23 protein-coding genes, 2 tRNA genes and 1 pseudogene are annotated in these 25451 nt (G+C 60.3%); 10 read left to right on the top strand and 16 right to left on the bottom strand.

Annotated features, from left to right (window positions below; translation table 11 throughout):
- Positions 1-2 precede the first annotated feature (2 nt).
- Both LDN90_RS00130 and LDN90_RS00125 read right to left on the bottom strand, forming a co-directional pair.
- Positions 3-644 carry an aminodeoxychorismate/anthranilate synthase component II gene (locus LDN90_RS00130; protein ID WP_216924352.1) on the bottom strand — a complete coding sequence of 214 codons (642 nt, stop codon included), beginning with the start codon at positions 642-644 and terminating at the stop codon, positions 3-5.
- A gap of 170 nt (positions 645-814) precedes the next feature.
- A complete protein-coding gene (locus LDN90_RS00125; RefSeq protein ID WP_223949372.1) occupies positions 815-1591 on the bottom strand; it encodes a class E sortase in 777 nt (258 codons plus the stop codon).
- Positions 1592-1797: 206 nt separating this feature from the next.
- Here LDN90_RS00125 and LDN90_RS00120 point away from each other — a divergent pair, with 206 nt between their 5' ends.
- The 7 genes from LDN90_RS00120 to LDN90_RS00090 all read left to right on the top strand — a co-directional run bounded on the left by LDN90_RS00120 (position 1798) and on the right by LDN90_RS00090 (position 6654).
- Positions 1798-2052 (top strand): cell division protein CrgA, encoded by a 255-nt coding sequence (locus LDN90_RS00120; protein WP_216924354.1) that lies wholly within the window; start codon positions 1798-1800, stop codon positions 2050-2052.
- A 45-nt stretch (positions 2053-2097) separates the two neighbouring features.
- Positions 2098-2607 carry a methylated-DNA--[protein]-cysteine S-methyltransferase gene (locus tag LDN90_RS00115; protein ID WP_216924356.1) on the top strand — a complete coding sequence of 170 codons (510 nt, stop codon included), beginning with the start codon at positions 2098-2100 and terminating at the stop codon, positions 2605-2607.
- Positions 2607-3185: an RNA polymerase sigma factor gene (locus LDN90_RS00110; RefSeq protein ID WP_223947450.1), complete on the top strand. Its 579-nt coding sequence runs from the start codon at positions 2607-2609 to the stop codon at positions 3183-3185. The genes LDN90_RS00115 and LDN90_RS00110 overlap by 1 nt, the downstream gene beginning before the upstream one ends.
- Positions 3182-3811 (top strand): methylated-DNA--[protein]-cysteine S-methyltransferase, encoded by a 630-nt coding sequence (locus tag LDN90_RS00105; protein WP_216924360.1) that lies wholly within the window; start codon positions 3182-3184, stop codon positions 3809-3811. The genes LDN90_RS00110 and LDN90_RS00105 overlap by 4 nt, the downstream gene beginning before the upstream one ends.
- A complete protein-coding gene (locus LDN90_RS00100) occupies positions 3808-4521 on the top strand; it encodes an alpha-ketoglutarate-dependent dioxygenase AlkB (RefSeq protein WP_223947449.1) in 714 nt (237 codons plus the stop codon). The genes LDN90_RS00105 and LDN90_RS00100 overlap by 4 nt, the downstream gene beginning before the upstream one ends.
- Before the next feature lie 121 nt (positions 4522-4642).
- Positions 4643-5260, top strand: coding sequence for a DNA-3-methyladenine glycosylase I (locus LDN90_RS00095; RefSeq protein WP_223947448.1), 618 nt, complete (start codon positions 4643-4645; stop codon positions 5258-5260).
- A 755-nt stretch (positions 5261-6015) separates the two neighbouring features.
- Positions 6016-6654, top strand: coding sequence for a GyrI-like domain-containing protein (locus LDN90_RS00090; protein WP_223949371.1), 639 nt, complete (start codon positions 6016-6018; stop codon positions 6652-6654).
- On the opposite strand, the gene LDN90_RS00085 is transcribed toward LDN90_RS00090, so the two are convergent.
- Complete coding sequence (locus LDN90_RS00085) at positions 6641-7495, bottom strand: rhomboid family intramembrane serine protease (protein ID WP_223947447.1); 855 nt, start codon at positions 7493-7495, stop codon at positions 6641-6643. The two genes, LDN90_RS00090 and LDN90_RS00085, sit on opposite strands and share 14 nt — an antisense overlap.
- Positions 7496-7504: 9 nt before the next feature.
- Entirely contained in the window at positions 7505-8047 is a 543-nt protein-coding gene (locus LDN90_RS00080; RefSeq protein ID WP_216924370.1) for a peptidylprolyl isomerase, read from the bottom strand.
- A 153-nt stretch (positions 8048-8200) separates the two neighbouring features.
- Between LDN90_RS00080 and LDN90_RS00075 the strand changes: the two genes are divergently transcribed.
- A complete protein-coding gene (locus LDN90_RS00075) occupies positions 8201-9166 on the top strand; it encodes a hypothetical protein (RefSeq protein ID WP_223947446.1) in 966 nt (321 codons plus the stop codon).
- 143 nt (positions 9167-9309) lie between these two features.
- On the top strand, positions 9310-10185 hold the full coding sequence (locus tag LDN90_RS00070) for a glycosyltransferase family 2 protein (protein ID WP_223947445.1): 876 nt from the start codon (positions 9310-9312) through the stop codon (positions 10183-10185).
- Positions 10186-10217: 32 nt separating this feature from the next.
- Here LDN90_RS00070 and LDN90_RS00065 read toward each other — a convergent pair whose 3' ends face one another.
- Positions 10218-11126 carry a DMT family transporter gene (locus tag LDN90_RS00065; RefSeq protein ID WP_223947444.1) on the bottom strand — a complete coding sequence of 303 codons (909 nt, stop codon included), beginning with the start codon at positions 11124-11126 and terminating at the stop codon, positions 10218-10220.
- A 161-nt stretch (positions 11127-11287) separates the two neighbouring features.
- Between LDN90_RS00065 and LDN90_RS00060 the strand changes: the two genes are divergently transcribed.
- Positions 11288-13252, top strand: a complete 1965-nt coding sequence (locus LDN90_RS00060; RefSeq protein WP_223947443.1) for a beta-N-acetylglucosaminidase domain-containing protein — start codon at positions 11288-11290, stop codon at positions 13250-13252.
- 55 nt (positions 13253-13307) lie between these two features.
- Here the strand turns inward: LDN90_RS00060 and LDN90_RS00055 are convergent.
- From LDN90_RS00055 to dnaA, 11 genes and pseudogenes are all read right to left on the bottom strand, one after another.
- Positions 13308-13383 (bottom strand) — tRNA-Ala (locus LDN90_RS00055).
- A gap of 70 nt (positions 13384-13453) precedes the next feature.
- On the bottom strand, positions 13454-13573 hold the full coding sequence (locus tag LDN90_RS00050) for a DLW-39 family protein (RefSeq protein ID WP_223947442.1): 120 nt from the start codon (positions 13571-13573) through the stop codon (positions 13454-13456).
- 46 nt (positions 13574-13619) lie between these two features.
- A tRNA-Ile gene (locus tag LDN90_RS00045) sits at positions 13620-13693 on the bottom strand.
- 113 nt (positions 13694-13806) lie between these two features.
- Positions 13807-14511 (bottom strand): DUF3566 domain-containing protein, encoded by a 705-nt coding sequence (locus LDN90_RS00040; protein ID WP_216924384.1) that lies wholly within the window; start codon positions 14509-14511, stop codon positions 13807-13809.
- On the bottom strand, positions 14508-17177 hold the full coding sequence (gene gyrA / locus LDN90_RS00035; protein ID WP_216924386.1) for a DNA gyrase subunit A: 2670 nt from the start codon (positions 17175-17177) through the stop codon (positions 14508-14510). The genes LDN90_RS00040 and gyrA overlap by 4 nt, the downstream gene beginning before the upstream one ends.
- Before the next feature lie 61 nt (positions 17178-17238).
- Positions 17239-19317 (bottom strand): DNA topoisomerase (ATP-hydrolyzing) subunit B, encoded by a 2079-nt coding sequence (gyrB, locus tag LDN90_RS00030; RefSeq protein WP_216924388.1) that lies wholly within the window; start codon positions 19315-19317, stop codon positions 17239-17241.
- Positions 19318-19655: 338 nt separating this feature from the next.
- Complete coding sequence (locus tag LDN90_RS00025; protein WP_216924390.1) at positions 19656-20210, bottom strand: DciA family protein; 555 nt, start codon at positions 20208-20210, stop codon at positions 19656-19658.
- Positions 20197-21390 (bottom strand): DNA replication/repair protein RecF, encoded by a 1194-nt coding sequence (gene recF / locus LDN90_RS00020; protein WP_223947441.1) that lies wholly within the window; start codon positions 21388-21390, stop codon positions 20197-20199. Before recF ends, LDN90_RS00025 begins: the two co-directional genes overlap by 14 nt.
- Positions 21391-21413: 23 nt before the next feature.
- Positions 21414-22319 (bottom strand): annotated as a pseudogene (gene gnd / locus LDN90_RS00015) (phosphogluconate dehydrogenase (NAD(+)-dependent, decarboxylating)); the annotation flags it as partial.
- Between the two features lie 21 nt (positions 22320-22340).
- Positions 22341-23465, bottom strand: a complete 1125-nt coding sequence (gene dnaN / locus LDN90_RS00010; protein WP_216924394.1) for a DNA polymerase III subunit beta — start codon at positions 23463-23465, stop codon at positions 22341-22343.
- A 564-nt stretch (positions 23466-24029) separates the two neighbouring features.
- Positions 24030-25451: a chromosomal replication initiator protein DnaA gene (gene dnaA / locus LDN90_RS00005; protein ID WP_216924396.1), complete on the bottom strand. Its 1422-nt coding sequence runs from the start codon at positions 25449-25451 to the stop codon at positions 24030-24032.

The following is a 25451-nucleotide window of genomic DNA, read 5'->3' as shown; positions in this document are numbered from 1 at the left end:
CCTCAGTGCTGGATCAGCGGGCTCAGCTTCGAGGCTCGTTCGGCTGCGCCGGTCATGCCGAGGGACTCCAGCCAGTTGCCCAGCATTTGGTAGCCGCCTTCGGTGAGGACCGATTCCGGGTGGAACTGCACACCGCAGAGGGGAGCGGTCTTGTGCTGCAGGCCCATGACCACGCCGTTCGTGGTCTCGGCTGTGATCTCCAGGACGTCCGGGATCGAGTCGCGAACTGCAGCGAGTGAGTGGTACCGCGTGGCCGTAACGGGCGACGGAAGCCCGACAAAGACGCTCTTGCCTTCGTGCTGCACCGGCGAGGTTTTGCCGTGCATGAGCTCAGGCGCATGGGTGACAACGCCGCCATAAGCTTCGGCAAGGGCCTGGTGGCCGAGGCACACTCCGAACATCGGCTTGGCGGCCTCGCCGCACCACTTGATGAGCTCGATGCAAACACCAGCTTCCGCCGGCGTTCCTGGACCGGGAGAGATGAGGACTCCATCACGGGCTGCGGCAAGCTCTTTGGCTTCTGCGAGTGTCACGTCGTCATTTCGGACCACGGTTGTCTCGGCGCCGAGTTCTTGCAGGTAGCCCACCAGCGTGTAAACGAAGCTGTCGTAGTTGTCCACGACGAGGATTTTTGTTGAGCTCATGGCTGCTGCACTAAACCAATCGTTGAGTCGGTCAAAGAAGTGAATTGGGAGAACCACGGGAAGAGGAACTCCACCATCAGGACGAGGGCTACGGCCACAAGCGCCACGGATATGAGTATCCGCAGCCACAAGGGGCCGGGCAAATTCCGAAAGATCCAGGCGTACATCCGTTACCCCTTTCCTTGGGCTTGGGCTACTTGGGTAGCGATTTCCGACGGCGGTCCGGCTGAGGACGGTTGCCAACCCTCAAGGACGGAGTAGGCGATGATGCGTTCCTGTGATCCGAAGCGCGGGTTGCAGCTGGTCATGGTCAGGATGCTTTCACGGGGCGTGACTCCGGGTTGGGTGGGGACCGGCATCAGGACGTCGGTTTGGCTGGGCAACACAATCTGGTTGTTACGGAAGACATAGGTGTAATAGCCGTCCGGCGTCTGGACGTAGATTTTGTCACCGGGGACCAGGGTGTGGATGTTATCCAGGACAGCGCCGTGTGTTTGCCGGTGCCCCGCGACGGCGAAATTGCCGAGTGCTCCGGGCATGCTGGTGTTTCCGTAGTGTCCCAGGCCCAGTGTGTCCAGGACATCCTGGTCTGTTCCTTCGATAATGGGCCGCGTGTAGTCCGGACCGAATCGCGGGAGGTACATGATCCCGATCGTTTTCCCATGGGCAGGAGCCGTCCCTACGACGGGCGGACCGTAGTCAGTAGCCTGGCTGACGGCCGGCGTTACCGGTCCCGCAAATTCCTGCGCAAAACTCTTCACGGCTTCGGTCTGCTTGGCGTCGGCCTCCACGTTGGTCCACCACAGCTCCCAGCCCACAAAAAGCAGGAGGACAATGCCTGCGGTGATGAGCAACTCGCCCAGTACTTGGCTGATTTTGCGCAGAATGTCCGAGGCTGTGAGCCGGCCGCGGGGAGGTTTTCGCTGCGTCCCGCGGGCGGACGGCACGGCTGCAGCCGCCGTCGTCTGCTGGTCCGCCACAGGGTCTCCTCGAATAGGGCGCGGGCGGCACTGGCCTACCCTGGTTGCGGCTAGACTTGACAGCTAGTAACAACCCGGAGCATCGCGTGGCCGTTGACCGCTGGAATTTTTCCTTCCTGCAGGATACCAAGGCCGGCAGCATCGGGTTTCAATCGAACAGCCAAGGAGGATCCGTGCCCGAGTCCAAGCCCCGCAAGCGGCCTGCCCGTCAGGCCCAGCAGACTTCCGCCGCGCAGCAGTACAAGCCGAATCCCGTTTGGTACAAGCCGGTCATGTTTGGCCTCATGATCATTGGCCTGATCTGGATCATCACGTTCTATATCACCGAGGGCCGGTTCCCAGTTCAGGAATGGGCTTCGTGGAACATCGTGGCTGGTTTCGGCATCGCAATCGTCGGATTCCTGATGACCACGCGCTGGCGCGCCTAGGAATCCCACACCTCACATTCCGGTGCCCGCGAACGTCTACAGGATATGAACACCAGGCACACCACCATGGATTCCCCGCTGGGGCAGCTGACGCTGACCGCCCGTGGGGAGTTCTTGACGGGCATCTTTTACGAAGGCCATTGGCACATGCCTCCGCCGGACTACTTTGGCGTCCCGGCAGTGATCGAGGAACCACTCTTCGAGCAGACCCGTAGCGAACTCCACGAGTACCTCGAAGGAAAGCGCACCGACTTCGAGGTTCCCTTTGAAGCCCGGGGCAATGCCTTCCAAGAGAAGGTCTGGCATCGGCTCCAACACATTCCTTTTGGGGAAACCATCAGCTACGGTGAACTGGCTCTCGAGATGGGCGATCCCCACCTGGCCCAGGCTGTCGGGTCCGCAGTAGGGCGAAACCCCATAAGCATCATCATCCCGTGCCACCGCGTGGTGGGGCGCAACGGGCAACTCACCGGCTACGCGGGTGGCCTGCGCAACAAGCGCTTCCTCCTCGAGCTCGAAGAGCCTGCCGCCGTGAAAGAGAGCAAGCTCTTCTGATGCAGCGTCGGCAGCCGGTCCAAACCAAGAGGCCGTTCGAAGCAGTCGCACAGGAACATGGCGGCACTGTGCTCCGTGTGTGCCGTGCAGTGGTGGGCCTTCACGATGCCGATGACGCATGGTCCGAAACCTTTCTTGCGGCTTTACAGGCTTATGGCGCCCTCCCTGCGGATGCCAACGTTGAGGCCTGGCTCGTCACTATTGCGCACCGGAAATGCATCGACCTCATCCGTTCCGGTAATCGCCGCGCTGTGCCTGTGGACCAGCCGCCCGAGCGGCCTTCGAAAATTGGCATTCCGGGTGACAACCAAGCAGAGTTACTCAACGCCATCGGGCAGTTGCCACCTAAACAACGCCAGGCAGTGGCCTACCACTATTTGGCGGGTCTCCCATACCGGGACATTGCGTCACTTTTGGGCGGGACACCAGATGCTGCACGACGTGCGGGATCCGACGGTGTGAAAGCCCTCCGTGCCATGCTCCGCGAAGAGCCCGAATCCGTCCGGGCGTTCCTGGTTCATTCCACGTCCATGACTGCATCATCCGTCCCAGCATCGGCGAAAGGAGAAATCCGATGACTCTTGAATCTCCTTCGGACCATGCCGCGGTGGCCGTGCTCCTTCAACCCCTCGACGCCGGAATCGAGCCTGCTCTGGCCAGCCTCCATGCGCGGCTTGTCCGCTCTGCACAAGAAAGCCATTCCCTGGACATCGCCTACACAGTGGTGGACTCTCCTGTGGGCAAGTTGCTTTTGGCAGCTACGGAACATGGCGTGATACGGGTAGCGTTCGAGCGTGAAAACCACGAGGCCGTATTGCAGTTGTTGGCCAACACCGTGAGTCCCCGCATCCTGTATGCACCTTCGCAACTTGAGTCCGCTGCCCGCCAGTTGGACGAGTACTTCAGCGGCACGCGTAAGGATTTCAACCTTCCCCTGGACTTCCAGCTAGCACGCGGGTTCCGCCTGAACGTCCTCCATCACTTGCCGCAGATCGCCTACGGCAGGACCGAAAGTTACGCACAGGTGGCCCAGGCTGCCGGGAGTCCCAAAGCCGTCCGTGCCGTTGGAACAGCCTGCGCTACCAATCCGCTTCCGGTCATTGTTCCCTGCCATCGCGTGGTGAAGTCCGACGGCACTTTCGGCGGTTACCTCGGTGGAACCGAAGCGAAGCGAAGACTCCTCGCGCTTGAGGCTGCCGCATGAGCGAGGACGCCCTGTTTCCGTTGACGCTTATCCAACCTGACACCCACGACGCCGGCCCTCGGGTTATAACTCCAGGCGCTGTGCATGTGCCGGGCTGGCTCAGCCTGGAGCAGCAGAGGTGGATCGTCCAACGCTTCCGCGATTGGACGCACGGGCCGGTGCCCCTCAGGGCAGCTACATTGCCGGGCGGGCATCAGATGTCCGTCCGGACCGTTTGCCTTGGATGGCATTGGCAGCCCTACCGCTACTCGCGCGAAGCCACAGATGTGAACGGGAGGCCCGTACTCGAATTCCCGGAGTGGATGGTTCGCTTGGGCAGGAAGGCCGTATCCGATGCTTACTCGGCGGGGGTCGAAAATGATGCACTGGCCCAACTTGCCAGTGACTACACACCGGATGCCGCGCTCGTGAACTACTACGACCACGGCGCGGCCATGGGAATGCATCAGGACAAGGATGAACGCTCCGATGCTCCAGTGGTCTCCCTCAGCATCGGGGAGACGTGCAACTTCCGCTTCGGCAACACCCAAACGCGCAGCAAGCCGTATACGGACGTCGAACTTCGCTCTGGAGATCTGTTCGTTTTCGGCGGTCCGTCAAGGTTTGCCTATCACGGCATCCCCAAGGTCTTTCCCGGAACGTGCCCCGAGGGGTGTGGACTCGCCCATGGACGAATCAATATCACCATGCGTGTCACCGGATTGTCCTAGGGACCGACTCGCAGCGCCAAAGTGTCATGGGCGAGGGCAAAATGTCATAGCCAACGGGCAGAATGTCCCTGATGGCAAATAGCAAGGGTGGGCGCCGCGTGCCGGCCGCAGAGGAGCATTCATGACCCCGGAAGAAATCGGCATCATCATCGGCGAGGACGGCTTGGCTCGGCCGCTCTGGGCTGCCTCGGACCCGCTGATGCAGGCTTACTACGACCACGAGTGGGGCATGCCGGTCCGCGACGAGCAAGGGATGTATGAGCGCATCAGTCTCGAAGCGTTCCAAGCCGGCCTGTCATGGGCAACCATCCTTCGGAAACGGGATGCCTTCCGGAAGGCTTTCCTGGATTTCCACCCTGAAAGCGTCGCTGCTTTCACAGACGCGGATGTCGAGCGGCTGATGCTGGACGCAGGTATCGTCAGGAACCGCCTGAAGATCCAGGCAGCCATCACCAACGCCAAGGCCACCATCGCTCTTCGGGCAGAAGGCGGGCTGGTGGACTTCGTGTGGTCCTTCAAGCCGGAAACCACCCCTGCGCCCCGATCCTACGCAGAAATCCCCACAACTTCGCCGGAATCCATTGCTTTGTCCAAGGCTCTCCGGAAGAAGGGCTTCGCATTCGTTGGCCCCACCACGATGCATGCGCTCATGGAAGCCGTAGGGATCATCGATACCCACTTGGTGGACAGCCACAGACGCGGTACTTCCGGCGTTTGGCTCGAGCAAGGTCAGAAGTAGGGCCTCGGCCTGCCCACAGACGCCCATAATCCTTTTCCACAGAAGTGCGTAACTTTATCCACAGGAGTGGATAAGTTCTGTGGACATCCATGCACTTTTCGCAAAAACCCTTGCGCCGGTGCTGATTCCGGACCCCGCACTGAGCGGCGCGAAGTTATACCCACTGTGCATCGCGTTGTGGATAGTGGCCGCATCTTCACCGAACGTTCATGGCTCGGGCATTGCTGGATTTACCCACCGGCGTTTTCACCGGCGGAGCCGGAGCCAAAAATCATCCCTCAGCGGGCTTTCCGCCCTCACTGGTCACTTTCACGCCTCTCACGGCCTGGACAGTTACCCACTTAACAACAGCCCCCTACCCACAAGTTATCCACAGGTGGGGAAAACTTGTGGGTTTCTCAGCGGAGATCCGCGCAGTTACAGCCCTGAGGGGGCCACCAAGCACATGAACTACACCTGTGTAAGTTATTAACATTGTTGATAAGGCTGTTGATAGGTGCCGTGCTGAGGCGTAATTAACAGTTTTATCCACACATGGCCAGGAATTGGCTTAGTTGTCCACAATGGACTTAGAATCTGGGACAAAGTTATCCACAGGTGTGGATGAACGCATGCCTTTCGGGGGATATCTGCCGCCCTGACGACCCGTACGAGGGGTTGGCGAGCTAACTACACCCATGTAAGTTACACACATTGTGGACAACCGCTGTGGATAACCTAGTCAGTCAGCGCAGAAGGGGAGGGGATTGCCAGTCGTGAAAGTCGACCTCAAAAGACAGATCGAAACATACAAGGCTTCGTGTGGCAGGTTTTCCGTGGTGACGGTTCCAGCCCTCCGGTTCCTCATGATCGACGGCCATGGCGATCCAAATACCTCGCAGGAGTACAAGGACGCACTGGCCACCCTTTACCCTGTCGCTTACAAGATGAAGTTCTTCAGCAAACAGGAGCTGGGCCGCGACTACACCGTGATGCCCCTGGAAGCGCTCTGGTGGGCAGAGGACATGGATACGTTTACAAGCGCCAGGGACAAGTCGCGCTGGGACTGGACCCTGATGAATATGGTTCCTGGCTGGATGACCCAGGACCACTACGAGGAGGCACGTAAGATCGTCGCGAACAAAGGCTCCGCGCCGGCAATCGACGGCCTTCGCTTGGAAACACTGGATGAAGGACTAAGCGTCCAGACACTCCACATCGGCCCCTACGATGACGAAGGTCCCGTGCTGGAGGCAATGCATAACAGCTTCATCCCCGGGGAGTCACTGATGATGACGGGGAAGCATCACGAGATCTACCTGAGCGATCCTCGCCGTACTCCACCGGAGAAACTGAAGACGATTCTGCGGCAACCGGTCACGGATGCAGAAAGAGTTGCATCTAGCCCGCAGTGATGCGGAACCACGCGACCACGGCCAGAAGGCCTGCCACGAGGATGAGGCCGCCTGCTTGCAGCAGGGCTTGGTTCTTGCCCCGCGGGGCATAGGCGATGGCGGCGGCAGCGAGGGCGCCGGTGATCAGGCCACCCAGGTGTGCCTGCCAGGCGATGCTGGGAACAAAGAAGCCAATGGCGCCATTGATCGCAATGAGGATCCACAGTTGTTTGGTTTCACCGCCGCGGTGACGCTGCACTACGAGCATGGCACCGAACAGACCGAAGATGGCGCCGGAAGCTCCCACAACGCCCACCACGGGAAAAGTGGGAGTCAACAGCAGATAGCCCACGGATCCGCCAATGGCGGAGAGCAGGTACACGGCGAGGAACCGGACCCGCCCGAGCAAAGGCTCAAGGGCTTGTCCGAAAATCCACAGCGTGTACATGTTCAGGACGATGTGCAGCAGGAACCCTTGCGAATGAAGGAAGGCCGCCGTAAGCATCCGCCAAGGCTCGCTGGCAGCTGCATAATTTGCGAAGGCAAAATTCTGGAATACAGCGTCGCCAGGAACAATCCATTGAAGGATGTATACCAGCACGCACAACCCGATGATCGTAAACGTCACCAAAGGACGGCCGGTCGCCAAGGCACCGCCATAGGGAGAGCGGTAGCTCGGCGTCGTACGTTTTTGTTCGTTGACGCAATCAACACATTGGAACCCGACGGCGGCCGCCCGCTGGCACTCGGGGCACGCTGGGCGCCCGCAGCGCTGGCACCGCACGTAGGAGGGCCTGTCCGGGTGCCTTGGGCACACCGGGATGGTGGCGGACGGCTCTGCCGACGGGATTCCGTAGCTCATGAATGCAGGCTAGAGCTGTTCGATGTCGATGCTGTTGATGACGACGTCCTCAACGGGGCGGTCGCCCATGCCGGTGCGGACGCCCTCAATGGCGTCAACAACCTTGCGGGATTCCTCGTCAGCTACTTCACCAAAGATGCTGTGCTTGCCGAACAGCCAGTCCGTGTTGACCGTGGTGATGAAGAACTGTGACCCGTTGGTGCCCTTGCCCATCTGGATGCCGGCGTTGGCCATGGCCAGTTTGTAGGGAGCGTTGAAGGTCAGCTCAGGGTGGATTTCGTCGTCGAACTTGTAGCCCGGTCCACCAACGCCGCGGCCCAGGGGATCGCCACCCTGGATCATGAAGTCCTTGATGATGCGGTGGAAGATGGTGCCGTCGTAAAGGGGCGTGCCGGTTTTGTCTTCGCCGGTTTCCGGGTGCGTCCAGGACTTTTCGCCTGTGGCGAGGCCAATGAAGTTGGCGACCGTCTTGGGGGCGTGGTTACCGAAGAGGTCAACCTTGATGTCGCCGAGGCTCGTGTGGATCGTTGCTTTTGCGGTTGCGATGGTCATGGCCCCATTCTTTCATGCAGGGTCAACGCCGGCATGGCTGTAATGCCGGTTCCGCGCTGGGTGAAATCCGGGAAGAATCCTGCAGATGAATAGCCGCTGTTCCTCAGGGCACGTAGGCTAGCTTCAAACGAGCATGTGTATCGGGAGGTAGTTGTGAAGAAATCAGACCGTATTGCCCGCGACCTTGAACACTCCGTTGCGGCTGGTGTGGATAACGCCCGCGACTGGGCGGCGCCCCGCGTGGAAGCAGCCGTCAATTGGGCTGTTCCCCGTATTCAGCACGGCATTGATACCGCTTCCCCGAAGATCCAGGAGGGACTGAAGTCGGCGGCGCACAACCTCGCCGACGGCGTGGCAACAGTTACGCCGCGGCTTCAGGATGGACTGGCGCACCTCGCGCCGAAGATCCATGACGCTGTGGAGGACGCCACGCCGAAGATCCAGGAGACCCTTAATAAGGCAACTCCGGCCCTTGGAATCGCCCGGGACAAGGTAGTTGAGGAGTACCTGCCCAAGCTGTCCGAGCAATTGGGCCAGGCTTCCGTAGTTGTCCATCATGTCCTTGAGAACGCGCCAGCCCAGGTGGATGCCGTTGCGCAGAAACTGGTGGACTCGGGTGTGGTTCACAGCGTGCAGGAGCAAGCGCAGGCCACCAGCAAGCAAATCAAGGCAGTGGCGGACCAGACCAGCAAGGCTGTTTCCCAGCAATTGGCTGTCCAGCAGAAGCCGAAGAAGCGCGGATGGTTGGTTGTCACAGTTGTTGCAGCCGCGGTTGCTGCCGGTGTCGCTGCGTGGAAGGCCTCCAAACCTGTGGAGGATCCTTGGAAGACGCCGGCCCCGGTCAATCCAACCCCTGCCCCAACGCCTGCACCGGCTCCCGCAGACACTGAAGCATCAGCTACGGCGACGTCAACCTTGCCGGCCGAATCCAAGACTTCTGACATTACGCCCGAGGAAGCGGCTGCAGAAGTGGAGCAGGCAACCAAGGACGCGTTCGAGAAGGGCAAGGATTCCAAGGCCAACGTCGCTACGGATGCCAAGACCGCTGTGAGGAACATTGCCGCAAGCGGCCAAAAGGACCACGACACCACTTCCACGTCCAAGGACCCTCAGCTCTAGGGTTCTGATTGGCCTGGTTCATAGAGGCCGTCACTGAAACATCATCTGAAGGGATCCCGGCTGGCCGGGATCCCTTCAGTGTTTGCCACCTTGTAACCCAATGGTCCGCTGGGGACGCTATGCCGGGTGTTAGATTTGAACTGATGTCAGCCGATAGACCCATTGCGGGTGCCCTCAAGGAAGTCCCGGAGCCTCCGGGGGTTTCAATCGTCATCCCGGCGTATAACGAGGAAAGCGTCATTCGCCAGTGCCTTATCGCGGCCATCTACCAGTCTGTTCCTGCTGAGGAAATCATCGTGGTGGACAATCTCTCCACTGACCGCACCGCCAGGATCGTGCGCCAGATGCAGCAGGAATACCCGGAAAGCCCCATTATCCTTTTACGGCAGGACGCCACGCAGGGGCTCATTCCCACGCGCAACTTTGGCCTCAACAGCGCCAAAGGAGAGATCGTGGGGCGCATCGACGCCGATTCTGTCTTGGAACCTGACTGGGTTGAGCAAGTCCAGAAGGCCTTCATGGACCGGTCCGTCCAGGCTGCTACCGGACCTGTGGTCTACTACGACATGCCAATGCGCCGCTTTGGACTGAAGGCAGACGACAAAATGCGCCAGCTGATGCTGCGTCTGGCCAAGCACCAATATCACTTCCTGTTCGGTTCAAACATGGCCCTCCGGCGCACTGCCTGGGAGACCATCCGGGACGAAACATGCCTCGATGAGAAGGATGAGATGCACGAGGACATCGACCTCTCACTGCACCTCGCCGAGCACGATCTCCACGTCCGGTATTGCCCGCAAATGGTGTCCGGCATGTCCGCCCGACGCCTTGAGGACTCTCCGCGGGACTACCGCTATTACGTCACGCGCTTCGACCGGACGTACAAGGCGCACAACGTTAAGAAGATGGCCCTGAAGGCGCCCATGGTGGTGTTCTTCTCGGTCTATTTCCCTGCCAAGCTCCTGCGGGCCATTCATACGGCCAACACGGCGCAGGGCATTCGGCGCAGCAGCCTGTAAGCCCCCGGCAGTAGAAGCCCGACGGCGGAAGCTCAGTCAGTTCCCAGCTCGGCCTCCCGCTGGTCTGCTTCGCCCTTGCCACGCCGTTGCCCGGAGACCACCACCGCGAGTCCAATGAGAATGAGCGCAAGGCCGGCGTATGTCCCAGCGGGGAGTGTCTCGTTGAGGAAAATGCCCGCCAGGATCGCTGCCCCCGGAATTTCCAGCAGGATGATCATGGAAACCAACAAGGGGCTCATTGTGGCCAGCAGGTGGTTGAAGGCGGTGTGCCCTACCAACTGTGCACACACGGTGATGGCGAGAATCCCAAGCCAGCCTCCGGCGTCGAACCCTGCCAACGGTTGGCCACTGAGCAAAGCCAACACGGCAACAATCGCAGCACACATTCCATAGCAGAGCGTGGTGTACGTGCCCGTTCCCATGGACTGGCGGGCCTTGCCGCCAGCCAACGTGTACAAGCCGGCCAGGGCTCCGCCCGCCAGCGCGAGGACGTCGCCCAGCAGGGCTTGCGGTGAGGAGCCCATATCGAATCCTGTAATGGCCACGACTCCGACAAAGGCTATCCCCAGTCCCAACAGAACCGGCCAGCGATGGCGGGCGCCCCTGAACAACTGGAAGACCGCGATCCATGCCGACTGAAGGCAGACCAAGGCAGTGGCTGCAGCTACCGAGGTCAGCTGCAGCGCCGTGATGAAGCAAGCGAAGTGAAAGGCCAGAGCGACGGCGGCAACCGTGGACCAGCCAAACTCGCGCCGGTTGATCTTCCCAAACTGTTTGGGCTCCCGGATGGCCACCGGTGCGGCCATCACGACTGCGCCGATCGCGTTCCGCCAGAAGGCGATCGCCAACGCCGTCACGGACGTGGCACCCAAGGTGCCGGCGATCAGTGGTCCTGAGGAAGCCACGCCCAGGACTCCCAGCGCGGAAATGAGAAGGTTCACGGATCAACCCTAGTTTGGTGAGGCGCACGTCCCGCCCTCTATGTGCGGCGCGGACAGTGTGGTTGTCTTGAGTCAACATTCCAGACAGTCGGCGACGGCTTTCCCAAGGGGACATCTGATTGAACACAACGCCCGTCCGTGGAGCTAGACCGAGGCGATCAGTGCTGCTGCTGATCGCAGTTGCGGCTCTGGCTGTCGCTCTGGTTGTTACGGGCTGGTTGGTGGTTTCCCGGGAACGGTCCGGGGGCCACGGGACGGGCAAGATCGATATCCCAAGCATCTTCCCGGTCCCACAACGTCTCCAGGCCGGAGTGGGGGATCCCGTACCTCTGAACGGCCACGTTTACATCGTGGCTTCCCCTGGCACAGACCAAGCGTCCATCACCGCCCTCCAAGACCTGGTGACAGGAGCGGGGGGTACTGCAGAAGCGGTGACAGCCCTGAACGGCCCAGCGGCCGGCAGTTCGGCCGTCTTCCTTGGCACCGCATCGGATCCCACAGTAAGCCCGGTACTCAAAGAGCTGGGGAAGGAAAGTGCGGCGGACAACCAGAACGCAGTCAGCCGAGCCGAAGGCTACGCCATAGCCACCGGAAAAACTTCAGGGATTCCGACGGCGGTACTCGCCGGAACGGATGCCGACGGCGTTTTCCATGCCGTGCAGACCGCACGCCAATTGCTCAAGGATGGGGCAATGGCCGCCGCACGCGTCAGTGACTGGCCGTTGATGGAGACCCGTGGCGTCATCGAAGGTTTTTACGGGACGCCTTGGTCCCATCAGGCCCGTTTGGATGTCCTCAAATTCGCAGGACGCCAAAAAATGAATACCTACATCTATTCCCCAAAGGATGATCCACAGTTGCGGGAGAAGTGGCGGGAACTGTACTCGAACGAGGACCTCAAAGAACTGCAGGAGCTGGTGGATACCGCCACGGCCAACCACATCCGCTTTACTTACGCGCTGTCCCCGGGCATCGATAGTTGCTACTCCAGGGAGGCAGACCTTAACTTTGCAGTGGCCAAGCTCGAATCCCTGTATTCGATCGGTGTCCGTTCGTTCGTGATTCCCCTCGATGACATTGCCACGAAGGTCCAATGCGCCGAAGACCTCAAGGAGTTTGGCGCAGGCCAAGCCAATCTAGCCAAGGCACAGGCTTCGTTCCTGAATGACGTCAATGACCGGTTCATCTCTGCGAAGGCGGACATCCAACCCCTCCAGACGGTTCCTACGTTCTACAACGGTTCCGCCAGCAATGCGTACAAGAAGGAGCTTGGCCGGGCCCTGAACCCCGGGATCGTGGTCCAGTGGACCGGTGAAGACGTGGTCTCCCACAGGATCAGCGCCGACTCAGCCGAGACCGCCCGGCGGACATACGGGAGTCCGGGTTCTCCACGCGACTTGGTCATTTGGGACAACTACCCCGTGAACGACTTTTCGCAGGACCACCTGTTCATGGCACCGGTGATCGGACGCGACTCGGAGCTGTACAAATCTGTCCGTGGACTAGTCACCAATCCGATGATCGAGCCCTACCTGTCCTTCCCCGCCATCTTCAACTACGCCGATCTCTCATGGAATGGACCGGCGTACGATCCCGGCAAGTCCATGGATGCAGCCCTGAAACAGGTTTCGGGGCCAGATCCGGAGGTCCTCGCGGCCGTGAAGGCCTTCGTGGACCTCAACCAAGACTGGCAGGACGATGAGCTCACTCCGTCCGCTCCTGAGCTCCGGCGGGATATTGAGCAGTTCTGGTCTGATTACGACGCCGGAAGGTCCCCTTCAGGCGGCTTGAAGGCCCGAGCTGAGCTGCTGCAGAGGCTGCCGGAACTGTTACCCAAGATGGCAGTGCCGGGGTTCGCAGCGGACGCCACCCATTGGGCAACTGCGGCAGCCAATTACGGACGAGGCGTGGAAGAAGCCCTGATCATGCTCGACGCTGCCAAGCGCGGGGATTCCCCGGCCGTGGCCGAAGCCCGCCGGAATCTCCAGGCAGCGTTGGCGGCCGCCGGCGCCAAGACGCAACCGACGCTGGAGCTCGGGGTGGTGACTCCTGTGCTGGGGGATAGTGAACTGAAGACATTTCTGGAGCGGGCGCTGAACACCGTGGCTCAATCAAAACTCAGTTGAGGCCAGCTGAGTTAAAAGCAAAAGTCCCGGTCATTTCTGACCGGGACTTTTCTTATGGTGGAGGCACGGGGACTCGAACCCCGAACCCCCTGCTTGCAAAGCAGGTGCGCTACCAATTGCGCCATGCCCCCATAAGAAGCAACCCGTCAATCATACCCCATGTCAGGACCGGCTTTTACCAGTCCCGGACCTGGCTCCGGGCTAGTCGACCTTGTCGGTTGACTTGCTCCAGAGATCTTTCCGGGCTTCGGATTCCTGCGTCTTTTTATAGACCAGGACGCCTGCGACCGCCGCTGCGACTACTACCAGCAACTTCTTCACAAGCACCTCATTCCGATTCAGTGTTACCTGAACCTGTTAGGTTCCGTGGGCGTACCAGGACTTGAACCTGGGACCTCTTCGTTATCAGCGAAGCGCTCTAACCGCCTGAGCTATACGCCCCGATGCCTCATCGGGCCGAGATATGACTGTACAGCACATCCCGACCCGATCTCAAATCGAGGCATTCTGACCGCTGAATCTCACCGTTTTCGGCGTGAATCCGCGGTTTTTTGCTAGTCGTCCGTCAGTGTGACGCCAATGCCGCCAACCAACGTTGCCGAAATGTTATAAAGCACGGCAGAGAGCATCGACAGGGCGGTCAGCAGAACTACGTTCACCACGGCAATAATCGTCGCGAAGGAAGCCACCTGACCGAGCGAAGCAATCTTCTTCAACTCGAAACCACTGCCTTCAGAACCTGCCAAAGTCCCCAGCAGGCTGTCCACCTGGTTGAAGATACCTGTGAGATCCAACACGGTCCACAGCACGATGGCGGCGACAACGGTGACGATGCCCAGCGCCACAGACAGCAGGAACGCCATCTTCAGTACTGACCAGGGGTCAACCTTGCTTACCAGGAGGCGCGCACGGCGCACCTTCGCCTTGGGGGCCGGCTTTACAAGTCCCGGGCTTCCCTGGGTGGGGCGTTGACCGGGCGCACCAGTTGGACGCTGCCCGGGTTGTGCGGGCCGCTGGCCAGGCGCTCCGGCGGGGCGTTGCCCGGCAGAGGCCGGGCGTTGTCCAGGAGCTCCTGCTGGCCGCTGGGCCGAATTGGTGGTCGTTGCCGGCCGGGCCCCGGTAGCTCCGGCGCCGGCGGAACCGGCTCCAGGGCGTTGCTGGGGCCTTGCAGGCGCTCCTGCCTGCGGGCTGCCCGAGGGCTGCCGGAGTCCGCCGGGGACACCTGTGCTCGGCTTGGGATATGAGTCGGAATTACTCACTCGTTACCTCCGGTGTTGTCTTCGTTCAGCTCCGCGCCCGATTCTGTATCCGGGTCCGCGTCGTTTTCCGTTTCTGACGTGACGGTCGCCTCAGTGGCTCCGTCTTCTGCAGCCAACGTTACGTCATCGTCCTGTCCGTCCTCGGACTCTTCGCCTTCCAAACCGCGTTCGCTGTTGCGGGCGACCTCAATAATGCGGTCATTCTTGTCCGGTTTGGCAAAGATGACGCCCATGGTGTCACGGCCCTTTGCGGGGACGCCACTCACGGCAGAGCGGACCACCTTGCCGCCCTCCATGACCACGAGGACTTCGTCTTCTTCCTGCACAATCAAGGCGCCTACAAGGTCACCGCGATCCTCCGCGAGCTTCGCCACCTTGATGCCAAGGCCGCCACGGCCCTGCAGGCGGTACTCATCCACGGCTGTCCGCTTGGCGTAGCCACCCTCAGTCACGATGAAGACGAAGGAGCCGTCCTGGACCACATCTGCGGCCAGCAGTTCGTCATCTTCACGGAACTTCATACCCGTCACACCGGACGTTGCCCGGCCCATCGGACGAAGTGCATCATCCGTGGCGGTGAAACGGATCGACTGGCCCTTGCGTGACACCAGCAGGAGGTCATCGGTCTCACTGACCAATTGTGCAGAGACCAGCTCGTCACCGTCGCGCAGGTTGATGGCGATAACACCAGCCGTGCGGTTGGTGTCATAGTCCTCAAGCCTGGTCTTCTTGACCAAACCGTTCTTTGTTGCGAGAACCAAGTAGGGGGCTTGCTGGTAATCGCGGAGATCCAGGACTTGTGCGATGTGCTCGTCGGGCTGGAATGCCAACAGATTTGCAACGTGCTGTCCCTTGGCGTCACGTCCGGCTTCTGCCAGTTCGTATGCCTTGGCACGGTACACACGGCCGAGGTTGGTGAAGAACAACAGCCAGTGGTGCGTGGTAGTCACAAAGAAGTGCTCAACGACGTCGTCGCCGCGCAATTGGGCACCCTTGATACCCTTCCCGCCGCGTTGCTGGGAGCGGTAGTTGTCACTTCGGGTGCGCTTGACGTAACCACCACGGGTAATGGTGACAACCATTTCCTCTTCGGGGATCAGGTCCTCCATGGACATGTCGCCGTCGAAGCCCATGAGGATGTGCGTACGGCGGTCATCGCCATGCTTGGCCACAATCTCTGCGAGTTCCTCGCTGATGATCTGGCGCTGGCGCTCTTCCGAGGCCAGAATCGCGTTGTACTCCGCGATCATGGCTTCGAGTTCGGCGTGGCGGTCCTGGATCTTTTGGCGTTCCAGGGCGGCCAAACGGCGAAGCTGCATGTCCAGGATGGCTCGGGCCTGGAGTTCATCGATCTCCAAGAGCTCCATGAGTCCCTCGCGGGCTGCCTCGGTGGTGTTCGATGCGCGGATGAGGGCGATGACCTCATCCAGCATGTCCAGCGCCTTGAGGAGTGCACGCAGGATGTGCGCTTCTTCCTCAGCCTTGCGCAAGCGGTAACGCGTCCGGCGGGCGATGACGTCCATCTGGTGGGTTACCCAGTGCCGGATAAAGGCGTCCAGGCTCAAGGTGCGGGGAACGCCGTCGACGATTGCCAGCATGTTCGCTGAGAAGTTGTCCTGAAGCTGGGTGTGCTTGTACAGGTTGTTCAGGACAACCTTGGCCACAGCATCGCGCTTCAGCACGATCACGAGTCGCTGGCCGGTACGGCCCGAAGTTTCATCGCGGAGGTCCGCGATGCCTTGGATCTTGCCGTCCTTGACCAGTTCGGCGATCTTGATGGCCAGGTTGTCCGGGTTGGCCTGGTAAGGCAGTTCGGTGACCACCAGGCAGGTGCGGCCCTGGAGTTCTTCCACGTTGACCACGGCGCGCATGGTGATGGAGCCACGACCGGTGCGGTAGGCGTCCTCGATGCCCTTGTGGCCGAGGATGGTTGCACCCGTGGGGAAGTCCGGTCCCTTGATCCGCTGGAGAAGCGCCTCAAGGAGTTCCTCACGTGAGGCGGTGGGGTTGTCGAGGGCCCACTGCACGCCCTCGGCAACCTCGCGCAGGTTGTGCGGCGGAATGTTGGTAGCCATGCCCACCGCGATACCAGAGGAACCATTCACCAGCAGGTTCGGAAAACGCGCCGGCAGGATGGTGGGTTCCTGGTTCTTGCCGTCGTAGTTGTCCTGGAAGTCGACGGTTTCTTCGTCGATGTCGCGGACCATTTCCATGGCCAGTTGGGCCATCTTGGTTTCGGTATAACGGGGAGCAGCAGCGCCATCGTTGCCGGGGGAACCGAAGTTGCCTTGGCCCAGGGCCAGCGGGTAACGCATGGTCCAGTCCTGGATCAGGCGGACCAGGGCGTCGTAGATCGCCATGTCACCGTGTGGGTGATAGGTACCCATGACGTCACCCACAACACGGGCGCACTTGTTGAAAGAGCGGTCAGGACGGTAGCCGCCGTCGAACATCGCGTACAAAACGCGGCGGTGCACCGGCTTGAGGCCGTCGCGGACGTCCGGGAGGGCGCGTCCTACGATAACGGCCATGGCGTAGTCCAGGTAGGAGCGCTGCATTTCAGTCTGCAGGTCCACCTGCTCCACGCGGTCAGTCAGCACATCGCCTTCAAGGATGACGTCATCGACAGTGGGTTCCGCCGGGACTTCGGGAGTTTCGTCACTCATAATCTAAGTTTTCCGTTTCAGGTATATGTCAGCTCTGGAATATCTATCGCCTTGTAAGGCACTAGATATCCAGGAACCTGACGTCCTTGGCGTTCTGCTGGATGAAGTTACGGCGCGATTCCACGTCTTCGCCCATCAGTACCGAGAAGGTCTGATCGGCAGCCAGGGCATCGTCCATGGTGACCTGCAAAAGAGTGCGGCGGTCCGGATCCATGGTGGTGTCCCACAACTCGGTGTAGTCCATTTCACCAAGACCTTTGTAGCGCTGGATGCCGTTGTCCTTGGGAAGGCGCTTGTTCATGGCCGCACCCTTACGGATGGTGTCGTCCCGTTCGCGATCGCTAAAAACATAATCGTGGGCGGCATTGGACCACTTGATGCGGTACAGCGGCGGCTGGGCAAGGTAGACGTACCCGTTCTCGATCAGCGGGCGCATGTAGCGGAACAGCAATGTCATCAACAGAGTGGTGATGTGCTGGCCGTCAACATCGGCGTCTGCCATCAAGACGATCTTGTGATAGCGCAGCTTGGCGATATCGAAATCTTCGCCAATGCCGGTGCCGAAGGCCGTAATCATGGACTGGACTTCGGTATTACCGAGTGCCTTGTCCAGGCGTGCACGCTCCACGTTAAGGATCTTGCCTCGCAGCGGCAGGATGGCTTGAGTTTCCGGGTTGCGTCCCCGCTTGGCCGAGCCACCTGCGGAGTCACCCTCCACCAGGTAGACCTCGCAGCGCGAAGGATCCTTGGAAGAGCAGTCGGACAACTTGCCGGGCATGCCGAAGGATTCCAGCGGACTCTTGCGTCGGGCATTGTCGCGCGCTTTGCGGGCAGCCATACGTGCCTGCGCAGCGGAAATGGCCTTTCGGATGACATCCCGGGCGGGACCCGGGTTGCGCTCCAACCAGTCGCCCAATTGGTCCGTGACAACGCGCTGGACGAAGCCCTTGACCTCTGAGTTGCCCAGTTTGGTCTTGGTCTGGCCTTCAAACTGGGGCTCGGACAGCTTGACCGAGATGACGGCCGTCAGACCTTCACGGATGTCATCACCGGTCAGGTTGTCTTCTTTTTCCTTGATGATGCTTTTCTCCCGTGCGTAGCGGTTGATCAGCGAGGTCATCGCGGCACGGAAACCTTCTTCGTGGGTTCCACCCTCGTGGGTGTTTATGGTGTTCGCGTATGTGTGGACGCTTTCGGAGTACGCGGTTGTCCACTGCATGGCGACCTCGACGGCGATGTGCCGCTCCGTGTCTTCAGTTTCGAACGCGATGACGTCCTCGTGGACGATCTCCACCTTCTTGCTCGAGTTCAGGTGCTTGACGTAGTCCAACAAGCCGTCCGGGTACTCGTAGACCACCGTGCGGTGCTCGGCAGCGACTTCGCCTTCGGTAGCGACGGCGTCGAGATCCAGATCGTCCTCGCCTTCCCGGGCGGCGGGACGTTCGTCAGTCAGGGTGATCCGCAAGCCCTTGTTGAGGAAGGCCATCTGCTGGAAGCGCGCACGAAGCGTCTCGAAGTCGAATTCGGTGCTCTCGAAGATGGTGCCATCAGGGTAGAACGTCTGTGACGTCCCTGTTTGGTCAGTCTCTTCTCCCTTGACGAGTCCGCCTTGGGGCTTGCCGCCGTCGGCGAATGACATACGCCAGACGTGGCCCTGGCGCCGGACTTCCGTGTTCACCCGGCGGGACAGTGCGTTCACCACGGAGATACCCACGCCGTGGAGACCACCGGAAACCGCGTAACCGCCGCCGCCAAACTTACCGCCGGCGTGCAAGATGGTCATCACGACTTCGACGGTGGGCTTGCCCTCGGTGGGGTGGATGTCAACAGGGATGCCACGGCCGTCGTCAACAACCTGGACACCTCCGTCTGCGCGGAGCGTGACTTCAATGTGGCTGCAGAAGCCGGCCAGAGCTTCATCTACAGAGTTGTCCACCACTTCATAAACCAAGTGGTGCAAGCCGCGGGGACCGGTAGAACCGATGTACATGCCGGGGCGCTTGCGTACTGCTTCGAGGCCTTCAAGAACGGTGATATCGCTGGCACCGTACTCCCTGGGGGTTTCCGCGGGCGTGTCAGGCTTAGGAACAGTGTCCTCTTCGGGCTCTACTGCCAAGGTCTCTGCATTGTCGTTAGCCACAGGCGCTTTCGACTCCTCTGTATTCGATGACGGCCGTTCCCGTTGAAGGCCGCGGCAAACCGAGTCCTTCAACGAACACGTGACTGATTGCGCCGTTTACTCCGACGAAGAGGGTCCTGGAAGCCATGAAAGTGCTTCCAGGACCCCGACGACGTTTCACCGGCGCTCAGTGATCTACGCCAATTCTATCGTGGAAATGCGGGAATCCTTGCAAATACGGGGGCAGCCGAGAGCTGAATATGCCTATGGGAAGCCACTGGCCCTATCTGAAATGGCCCTACGGTGGTCCTGATGGGGGCCTATACGACTCGGGGGCGTTGAATCGCCCTGCACGCCGTTCAGCCGTACGTGTCCCGGGGTCCCCGGCCGTTGACGCTGCGCCCACCTTTTCGCCAACTTGGCGCAGACGGACCCAGCACGTGGATGCTGGTCACCACGCCTTCCCCCAGTTCATTCCGGAACATCTCCAACAGGCTTGTACTCAGTAACCGCAGTTGGGTTGCCCATGCCGTGGAGTCGCAACGGACATGAAGTGTGGTGTCAGTAAAGCTCTCAGGCGTGCAGTGTGCAGAAATGTCCGCGCCTACCAACGTTTCCCACTCGGCCATGACCGAGCCAACGGCCACGGGAGACGTCCAACCACGTTCTGCCACCAACCGGCCAACGACTTTCCCCAAGCCCAGCGGGTCACGTCCGGTCCCATGAAACTGGGTAAAACCCCTGGTGTCGCGAAGGCCCTTGCGTTTTGGCGCGGATCCGGGCCGGGGCGCCCGCTGCCGGACTTCGCCTCGAGCCGCTGCGGCCTCCCGCATCCGATTCAGCGCGGCTTGGGCAGCATCGATTTCGTCCGGATCGCGGCCGGGTTGAAGTCCGTCGTGGCTATCCTTCACCATCGTTGCCTCCCGGAACAACGGTTATGCGCCGCCCGGCCAGTTCCTCGGGAATATCGGCGATGACGGCGGCCGTGACCAGTACCTGTTCGGCGCCGGCCACTATTGCTGCCAGTTTACGCCGGCGCTGGACATCGAGTTCTGCAAAGACATCGTCAAGTATGAGGATCGGGGCGGTACCGCCGGTGCGGGCATCATCCAGCATGACGTAGTAGGAAGCGAGGCGCAGTGACAAGCACATGGACCACGTTTCACCGTGCGAAGCGTAGCCCTTGGCCGGTGCTTGACCGAGCACGAGCTCCAATTCGTCCCGGTGCGGGCCCACCAGGGAGATGCCCCGCTCCAGTTCCTTCTTGCGGGATGCGGCGAAAGCCTGGACGTAACGCTCGGTGAGTTCGTCCACCGACAACAGCCTGAGGTCCTCGCCCGACGCCGAAGGTTCCGTTGGGCGATCGCCTGGCCCGCCGTCGTCGTCGAGTACGCCCTGGATGGTTGAGCGGTACACCGCGCCGGCATCCTTTGAAGCGTCAGTGAGCTGCGCGTAGGCACTGTTCAGATGAGGGCGGAGCCGTTCCACAAGTTCGAGCCGTGCATACAGGAGTTCGGCACCGGCGCGGGCCATATGCTGATCCCAAACATCCAGGGTGGCCTCATGGCCTGCGGTAAATTTGCCCGTCCGCGCGGATTTCAGCAGGGCGTTTCGTTGCTTCAACACTCTGTCGTAGTCGCTGCGGGTGGCAGCATGGCGCGGAATCAGGCTGACAAGGAGCTCGTCAAGGAAGCGTCTGCGGTTGGAAGGATCGCCCTTTACCAAGGCCAAATCCTCCGGCGCGAAGAGGACCGTCTGGCAAATGCCCAAGATGTCCCTGGCACGAACTGGGTTTCCGCGATTAATCCGGCCACGGTTCGCACGACCCGCGTTGATTTCCAACTCGATAACAGTGGACTGCTCGCCACGGACCAACTTGGCCCTGATCATTGCACGTTCCGCGCCGAAGCGAAGAAGTGGAGCATCGGTGCTGACTCGGTGCGAGCTCAGGGTTGCCAAATATCCGATGGCTTCCATGAGGTTGGTTTTACCGATCCCATTGGAACCCACCAGGACAGTAACCCCGGGACCAAGCTTCAAGTCAACTTGGGCGTAGCTCCGGAAATCGGTTAGCGAAAGATGTTCGAGGTACACGCCGTTTGCTGGACTCCTGCAGCCTAGTTGGAAGGACGGGTGGCGTGTCCGCCGAACTGGTGGCGCAGCGCGGAAACCATCCTCATAGCCGGCGAGTTGTCTTCGCGGGAAGCGAACCTGGCAAAGAGTGCTGCGGTGATGGCAGGCACCGGCACAGCATTGGCGATCGCTTCCTCCACCGTCCAACGGCCCTCGCCGGAGTCCTCAACGTAGTCGTCGATGGAGGCCAGTCCCGGATCTTCGTCGAGTGCTTTGACCATGAGATCCAGGAGCCAGGAACGAACGACGGTTCCTTTTTGCCAGGCTCGGAAGGTTCCTGGAAGGTCCTTCACGATGTCCTTGGCTGCCAGCAATTCATAACCTTCGGCATATGCCTGCATCAGTCCATACTCGATACCGTTGTGCACCATTTTGGCGTAATGGCCTGCACCCACTCCGCCGACATGGACGAAGCTGTCTGCTCGTTCTCCCTCGGGACGCAGGGCATCGAAAACGGGCAACGCCAGTTCGATGTCTTCGTCAGCGCCCCCGGCCATCAGTCCGTAGCCGTTCTGCAATCCCCATACGCCACCGGATACACCGCAGTCGGCGAAGCGGATGCCCTTCTCTGCAAGTGCTGCAGCGTGCTTCTGGTCCTCGGTGAAACGTGAGTTCCCGCCATCTATCACTAAATCACCGGGGCTGAGCTTTTCGCTGAGTTCGGTGATGACAGCATCTGTGATCTCGCCCGATGGAACCATGACCCATACGAGCCTCGGAGAGGGTAGGGCAGCGATGAGTTCGTCGACGGAAGCGACGTCCGTAACGTCGGGATTCCGGTCAAATCCGGTTACCTCAATGCCGCCATTCCGCATGCGCTCCCGCATGTTGAAACCCATTTTTCCGAGGCCGATCAGTCCGATGTGCACGGGATGAACTCTTTTCTGCGCTAGTGGATATGTGGCGGATCGCTAGTTTGGCAGGCGAACCGGCATCACGAGGTAGCGGTAATCGTCCTGGTCATCGCCATCAGCTTCAGCCTGGGCCGTGATCATGGCCGGTTTGGGAGCAGTGGTGAAGGAGAACCGAACGTATTTGGTCTCGATGACGCTCAAGCCTTCAACGAGGTAGTGCGGATTGAATGCGACGGTGATGTCTTCGCCGGAAAGCTGGGCTTCCAGTTCCTCAGACGCCTGAGCATCTTCACCGGTACCGGCGTCGAGGTTCAGCAGACCCTGGCTGAAGGCCAGGCGGACCGGTGTGTTGCGCTCAGCCACAAGCGAGACACGACGCACTGCTTCAACGAGTTCCTGTGTTTGGACCGTTGCGTGGATGGGGGTGGAATCCGGGAAGAGCGAGCGGATTTTTGGGTAGTCGCCATCCACCAGCAGGGATGTGGTGGTACGGCCTCCGCTTTCGAAGCCGATCAGGCGGCTGTCGTCGTCAGCGAGGGCAAGGTTGATGTCGCCACTGCCACCGAGGGTCTTTGCCACCTCGTTCAGGGTCTTCGACTTGACCAGCGCGCTGGTGGAAATGCCCGGAGTGACAGGCTTCCACGGGACTTCGCGCATCGCGAGGCGGTAGCGGTCGGTAGCCAGGAGGGTGATCATGTCATCCTCGATTTCCATGCGCACGCCGGTGAGGATCGGCAGGGTGTCGTCCTTGCTGGCGGCGATGATCACCTGGGAAACAGCCTGCGCGAACGCGTCACCTGGCAGAGTGCCACTGATGGCCGGCAATGCCGGAAGAGCCGGGTACTCAGTTTCAGGCATCGTAGCCAGGTGGAAACTGCTTCGGCGGCAGGTGAGAGTGACTTTGCTGCCGTCGGTCTCAACTTCCACTGGAGCCGAAGGCAGGCTGCGGCAAATGTCTGCCAAGAGACGCCCGGACACCAAAATGGTGCCTTCCGTAGCGATATCCGCAGGGATCTCGAGGCGGGCGGAAGTCTCGTAGTCAAAGCTCGAGAGGCTTACCGTTCCAGCCTCGGCTTTGAGGAGGAGACCGGAAAGCACAGGTACGGGCGGCCGCGGAGACAACGACCGCGCGGTCCACGTAACGGCTTCTGCCAGGACGTCGCGGTCGACTCTGAACTTCACGGAAGGGTGCCGCCTTTCATTGCTGCTGCCAAGTAGTAGCTGCGGATTCCTGCTTGGAACCCGCCAAACCTTCGCTGTCCGATACCGGAACCTGCATGGTCCGCACTCAAGCGAACTACAAACAGACCCAAGGATGGGAGCGCTGCTGACAGCTTAGCCGGAAGATCCGCGATTAACCCATCCCCGGCAGCACTCACCTCTCGTATGTGGACAGCCGCAGGCTGGCCGCGGCCTGGCTGTTTGGCAGGCGTTGTGTGGGGCAGAACGAGATTGTTATTTGAGGGATTTCAATTTTTTGGGATTCGTAGTGTTAATAACTGCTGTGGAAACTGTGGATAACCGGATCTGGCCGCGCAGTTTCGGGGTTAAGCCCTGTTCATGGATTGTGCGTTAACTGGGTTTTAAACAGGGTGTGGATGGGGACAACTCCCAACCCGGTTTTTAACGATCCACAGATGCCTTAAGGGTTTTAAGCCCATTAACCGCGCTTGTCCCCTTAAGTATCCACAGGGTTATCCACACGCACCTGTTAATAAGGTATGTAGTGCGCGGAGGAATGTGGATTCAGGAGTCGCGCTGCTGCTGTTTGATGCGGTTTGTGAGTTCAGTGACCTGGTTGTAAATCACACGACGCTCGGCCATCAGCTCACGGATCTTGCGGTCGGCGTGGATCACGGTGGTGTGGTCGCGTCCGCCAAGTTCCTGCCCGATCTTCGGCAAGGACATGTCCGTGAGCTCGCGGCAGAGGTACATGGCGATCTGTCGCGCCGTGACGAGCGTGCGCGTACGGGACTTGCTGCAAAGCTCTTCCATGCTGAGCTTGAAGTAGTCAGCGGTCTGGTCCAGGATCTGCTTTGCGGTGATCTCCTGGGCGCCGTCGTCAGTGATGAGGTCCTTGAGGACCATCTCGGCCAGAGCCACGTCCACAGGCTGACGGTTCAGGCTGGCAAAGGCGGTGACGCGGATCAAGGCACCTTCAAGTTCCCGGATGTTGCTGGAGATCTTGGAAGCGATGTACTCCAGGGCGTCGTCCGGTGCAGACAATCCTTCGCTGAGGCCCTTCTTGCGGAGGATGGCAATGCGTGTTTCCAGTTCCGGCGGCTGGATGTCCGTCAGGAGGCCCCACTCGAAACGGGAGGTCATCCGGTCCTCGAAGCCCGCCAACATCTTGGGAGGCTGGTCGGAGGTAATGACCACCTGCTTGTTGGCGTTGTGCAGGGCGTTGAATGTGTGGAAGAACTCCTCCTGGGTCCGGTCTTTGCCCGCCAGGAACTGGATGTCGTCGATCAGCAGCACATCCACGTTTCGATAAGTGGTCTTGAAGCTGGTGCCTTCGTCATCGCGGATCGAGTTGATGAAGTCATTGGTGAACTCTTCGGAGTTGACGTAGCGTACGCGAATTCCGCTGTACAGGCGTCGGGCGTAGTGTCCGATCGCGTGAAGAAGGTGCGTCTTGCCGAGTCCGGAGTCGCCGTAGATGAACAACGGGTTATAGGCCTTGGCAGGGGCTTCGGCTACTGCAACGGCGGCCGCGTGGGCAAAGCGGTTGGAGGAACCGATTACGAAGGTGTCAAAGATGTACTTCGGGTTCAGCCGGCCGAATTCATGTGAGGTGCTGGGCGGTGTCGGCTGAGGCTTCGGCTCTGCGGCCAGGTCCGGCATCGCGGAAAGCTCGACGGCGGGTTCCGGCTCTTCGTGGATGGGCACCAGATCGGTGTCGACGTCGATCGCGCAACGGATGTCATCGGAAAAAACGCCGCGCAGGGCGTCGTCAAGTGCGTCCTTGACCTGCGTCTGCAGGACTTCCCGGGTGAGTTCGTTGGGAACGGCGACCAAGAGAGTGGAGCCGATGAGGCCTTGGGCCTGGGCGAGGATGACGAAACCGCGCTGGCGGGGTGTGACCCGGTCGTCTTGTTCGAGAAGGCTCAGCACCCTGCGCCAGGAACTTCCGACAGTATTGGCGTGGTTGGCTTCGTCTACTGTCAT

Origin of the sequence: Arthrobacter sp. NtRootA1 (assembly GCF_019976975.1) — a bacterium.
GTDB lineage: Bacteria > Actinomycetota > Actinomycetes > Actinomycetales > Micrococcaceae > Arthrobacter > Arthrobacter aromaticivorans.
This window is presented reverse-complemented; position numbering and strand designations above follow the sequence as displayed.

Bases quoted from the DNA above. Each gene is read 5' to 3' on its own strand.
- LDN90_RS00130 (WP_216924352.1), bottom strand. From the start codon at position 644: ATGAGCTCAACAAAAATCCTCGTCGTGGACAACTACGACAGCTTCGTT.
- LDN90_RS00105 (WP_216924360.1), top strand. From the start codon at position 3,182: ATGACTCTTGAATCTCCTTCGGACCATGCCGCGGTGGCCGTGCTCCTT.
- LDN90_RS00115 (WP_216924356.1), top strand. From the start codon at position 2,098: ATGAACACCAGGCACACCACCATGGATTCCCCGCTGGGGCAGCTGACG.
- LDN90_RS00080 (WP_216924370.1), bottom strand. From the start codon at position 8,047: ATGACCATCGCAACCGCAAAAGCAACGATCCACACGAGCCTCGGCGAC.
- gyrA (WP_216924386.1), bottom strand. From the start codon at position 17,177: ATGAGTGACGAAACTCCCGAAGTCCCGGCGGAACCCACTGTCGATGAC.
- LDN90_RS00110 (WP_223947450.1), top strand. From the start codon at position 2,607: ATGCAGCGTCGGCAGCCGGTCCAAACCAAGAGGCCGTTCGAAGCAGTC.
- LDN90_RS00095 (WP_223947448.1), top strand. From the start codon at position 4,643: ATGACCCCGGAAGAAATCGGCATCATCATCGGCGAGGACGGCTTGGCT.
- LDN90_RS00085 (WP_223947447.1), bottom strand. From the start codon at position 7,495: ATGAGCTACGGAATCCCGTCGGCAGAGCCGTCCGCCACCATCCCGGTG.
- dnaA (WP_216924396.1), bottom strand. From the start codon at position 25,451: ATGACAGTAGACGAAGCCAACCACGCCAATACTGTCGGAAGTTCCTGG.
- LDN90_RS00025 (WP_216924390.1), bottom strand. From the start codon at position 20,210: ATGGTGAAGGATAGCCACGACGGACTTCAACCCGGCCGCGATCCGGAC.
- LDN90_RS00070 (WP_223947445.1), top strand. From the start codon at position 9,310: ATGTCAGCCGATAGACCCATTGCGGGTGCCCTCAAGGAAGTCCCGGAG.
- LDN90_RS00100 (WP_223947449.1), top strand. From the start codon at position 3,808: ATGAGCGAGGACGCCCTGTTTCCGTTGACGCTTATCCAACCTGACACC.